The 4,042-nt window shown below is 68.6% G+C and carries 2 protein-coding genes; both read right to left on the reverse strand.

The window, feature by feature from the left end:
• Window positions 1–743: ThuA domain-containing protein (locus ABZY13_RS33375; protein WP_356637555.1), on the reverse strand; the 743-nt coding region annotated here is incomplete at its 3' end.
• A gap of 17 nt (window positions 744–760) precedes the next feature.
• Window positions 761–3,604, reverse strand: a complete 2,844-nt coding sequence (locus ABZY13_RS33380) for a lectin (protein ID WP_356637557.1) — start codon at window positions 3,602–3,604, stop codon at window positions 761–763.
• Window positions 3,605–4,042 lie beyond the last annotated feature (438 nt).

Genomic DNA, 4,042 nt, shown 5'->3' on the forward strand with positions numbered 1-4,042 from the left:
AACGCGGGTTCGGTGTAGGACTCGTCGGTGTGGCCGCCGCCGGTGTAGAAGGCGCGGCCGCCCTGGTAGTCCTTGCACCAGGCGATCGGGTGGTCCCCGGACATGTTGCCGCCGGAGTAGCTGGACTCATCGAGGGAGGCCAGCACATGGGCGGTGGCGCGCGGGTTGGAGCGGTAGTCGTACCACTCGTCGGTGCGCTGCCAGGTGCTGCCGAGGTGGGCGGTGGCGTCGTGGGCCCGGTCCTCGACCTTCACGGTGGCGGACTGGGTGGGAGGGTGGGAGTGGAAGAGGGCGCCGGCCAGTCCCTCGTAGAAGGGCCAGTCGTACTCGGTGTCGGCCGCGGCGTGGATGCCGACGTATCCGCCGCCGCCCTTGATGTACTGCTCGAACGCCGTCTGCTGGGCGGCCCCGAGCACGTCGCCGGTGGTGGAGAGGAAGACGACGGCCTCGTACCGGGCGAGGTTGCCGGTGGTGAAGGCGGCGGGGTCCTCGGTGGCGTCGACGGTGAAGTTGTTGGCCGCGCCGAGTTCGCGCAGCGCCGTGACACCGGCTCCGATGGAGGAGTGCCGGAAACCGGCGGTCCTGGAGAAGACCAGGACGTCGTAGGCGGGATCGGCGGCAGCCGCCGTCCGTGACGACGCCTCGGCCTGCTGGTCACCGACGGGCATGGCCTGGGCCTGGGGTGTCATCCAGAGCGTACAGCCGGCCAACAGGCCGACGGCCGCTTTGAGTCGAGCGTGCATGTGTGGTCGCCTCCTCTCTAGGCCAGGGTCCACTTTTGGTTGGGGCCGTTGTGGCAGGTCCACAGGTGGATCTTGGTGCCGTCGTTCCAGGTGGCTCCGGATGCGTCGAGGCACTTGCCGGAGTGGGTGCTGCGGATGCTGCCGTCGGGCTGGGGTGTCCACTTCTGGTTGGCTCCGCCGTGGCAGGTCCACAGGTGGATCTTGGTACCGTCGGCGGTGCCGGCGCCGTCCACGTCCAGGCACTTGCCCAGGCTGCGGATGCTGCCGTCGTCGGCCAGGGTCCACTGCTGGTTGGCTCCGCCCCAGCAGCCCCACAGCTGGATACCGGTGCCGTCGGCGCTGTTGCCGCCCTGCACGTCCAGGCACTTGCCGTTGACGCCCTTCACCTCACCCGTGCGCGGGCCGCCGGCGGTCTTGGTGAAGGAGAACTCGTCCACGTCGAACAGGAAGCCGGCGCCGCCCTTGAAGACCAGGAACAGGGAGGTTGACCCGGTGGGCTGATGCGACAGGTCGGTGGTCACGTCCTGGAAGGTCTCCCAGCCGCCGGTCACCGGGACGGTCGCCGTGCCGAGCACGGTGCCGGTCGGGGACCCGGCCCGCACCTCGATGGTGCCGCCCGCTCCCGCGGAGGAGACCCGCGCCGTGAACTTGGCGGTGTTGCCGAGGACGTAGGGCTTGAAGGAGATCCAGTCGCCGTTCTCGATGTAGCCGACGGTCTTGCCGCCGTGGGCAGGGCCGTGGGCGGTGACCTGGACACCGGAGGAGTCACCGTAGTGCTCGGCCTGCCGGTGGCTGGGCTGGGCGATGCGCTGGTCGTGGGTGGTCAGCGCGGGCTGGCCGTTCGCGCCCTTGTCGGTGTACTCGGCGTCCACGACGCCGAAGATGTTGGCGTTGGGGTCGTGTTCGCCGTCGGCGAGGGTCTGCAGGGTGCCGCTGCAGCCGGTGGCCGAGGTCTGCGGGTGGCCGTGGCTGTCGTGGCCGACGATGAACGAGACCTTGACCTTGGAGCAGTCGACGGCGCCGTCCTCGGGATCGGTCACCGTGACCTTGAACGGGATGGCGTCGCCGAAGTCGTGGATGCTTCCGTCCGCGGGCAGGTCGATCTTCACCGTGGGGGCGGTGTTCCCCACGGTGATCCGGACGGACGCCGTGGCGGACTTGCCGGCGGTGTCTGTGACCTTCAACGTGGCCGTGTACTGGCCGTTGGCGGTGTAGGTGTGCGAGGGGTTGGCGGCAGTGGAGGTCGCGCCGTCACCGAACGCCCAGGAGTAGCTCAGGTTCTCCCCCTCCGGGTCCGAACTGCCTGCCGAGGAGAAGGAGACGGTCAGAGGCGCCCGGCCGGAGGTGACGTCTGCCTTGGCCTGGGCGGTCGGAGAGTGCCCGTCGGTGACGTGCTCGATGCGGTAGAGGGCCGAGTTCTCGTCGCCGCTGTAGAAGCCGGTGCCGTAGTCGAGGACGTAGAGGGCGCCGTCCGGGCCGAAGGCCATGTCCATCACCTGGGTCCCGGTCCAGGGGAAGGCGTTGATGGACTGCACGGTCCCGTCGGAGCCGGACTCGATCCGCTTGATCCAGCGGCGGCCGAGCTCGCCGGCGAAGAAGTCGCCGTCGTACTCCTGCGGGAACTTCACCTCGGAGGTGGAGTCCGCGTCGTAGCGGTAGACGGGGCCGCCCATGGGGGACTCGGAGCCGTCGCCGAACTCCGGTACGGAGTTGCCCGTGTAGGGGATCCAGGCGGGTTGGGCGGGCGGCAGGTCGGTCAGGCCGGTGTTGCGCGGCGAGGTGTTCTTCGGGGCCGCGCAGTCGAACTTGGCGCCGGAGGCCCCGGTGGCGAAGTCGAAGTCGGTGTAGGCGTCGTTCTTGCCGGTGCAGTACGGCCAGCCGTAGTTGCCCGCCTTGGTGATCCGGTTGAACTCGACCTGCCCCTCAGGGCCGCGCGAGGCGCTGGCGGCGCCGGCGTCGGGGCCGTAGTCGCCGAGGTAGACGATGCCGGTGGCCTTGTCGACGCTCATCCGGAAGGGGTTGCGGAAGCCCATGGCGTAGATCTCGGGCCGGGTCTTGTCGGTGCCGGGCGGGAAGAGGTTGCCGGCCGGGACGGAATACGATCCGTCGGCGTTGACCTTGATGCGCAGGACCTTGCCGCGCAGGTCGTTGGTGTTGCTGGAGGCACGCTGGGCGTCGTAGGCCGGGTTGCGGGAGGCGCGCTCGTCGATGGGGGTGTAGCCGTCCGAGGCGAACGGGTTGGTGTCGTCGCCGGTCGACAGGTACAGGTTGCCCGCCGCGTCGAAGTCGATGTCCCCGCCGACGTGGCAGCACATGCCGCGGGTGGCGGGCACGTCGAGGATCTTCTTCTCGCTGGTCAGATCCAGTGTGCCGTCCGTCTTCAGCACGAACCGGGAGAGCCGGTTGACGCCTTCGAACGCGGCGAAGTCGGCGGCCGACCCTTCCGACGGGGCGTCACCGCCGGGGGTGGTCAGCTTGGGGGCGTAGTAGAGGTAGACGAAGCGGTTGGTGGCGAAGTCAGGGTCCGCGCCTATGCCCTGCAGGCCTTCCTCGTCGTGGCTGTAGACATCGAGCTTGCCTGCGACCTTGGTTGTGCCGGACTCGTCGGTGAGCCGCAGGGTGCCGTCCCGCGAGGTGTGCAGCACGGAACGGTCCGGCAGCACGACCATGGTCATGGGCTCGCCCACTTCGGTCGGTCCCTTGGCGAGCGTGACCTGCTGGAAGGCTCCTATCGCCGCCGCTGAGGCGTCGGCCGGTTCCGGCGCGGCAGCGGCGGTTCCCGGTGTCAGGCAGCCGACGGCACACACCACCGCCAGTGCCAATGAGCGGACGAGTTTGGGTCTGAGCAGAGTTGTGCGCACAAACGTCTCCGGAGGTGTGGGGTGGACAGCAGGACGTGATCAGTCCTGACGAGGGGAGCACCGGCGCGCGCCGTCGCGCCGATGCTCCCGCGGCGCGCGCCGACGCGCCGTTAAGCCGGGTTACAGGCGTATCACCGACTTGAGTCACAGAAGTTAGTGTCCTTCTACTCGTGGTGTAACCCCTTGTGCAAAGAAATCTCTAACTTTTGCCTGCGGATGGACAAAGGGAGAGGGGGGTGGACCTGCACTGGAGGGCGTCGGACCCTGTCGTGGTCGACGCCGTCCGGCGCGTGGAGTCCCCTCGGTCCTTCCCAGCGGTGCCTCGACCCATTAATTTGTTAAGCGCCATGACGAAATAGTCAGCGAGCAAGGAGCCGTGGCATGACGTACCAGCCCACCCCCGATGACAAGTTCACCTTCGGTCTGTGGACCGTCGGC

It is taken from the genome of Streptomyces sp. NPDC006610, from assembly GCF_040611575.1.
Lineage (GTDB): Bacteria > Actinomycetota > Actinomycetes > Streptomycetales > Streptomycetaceae > Streptomyces.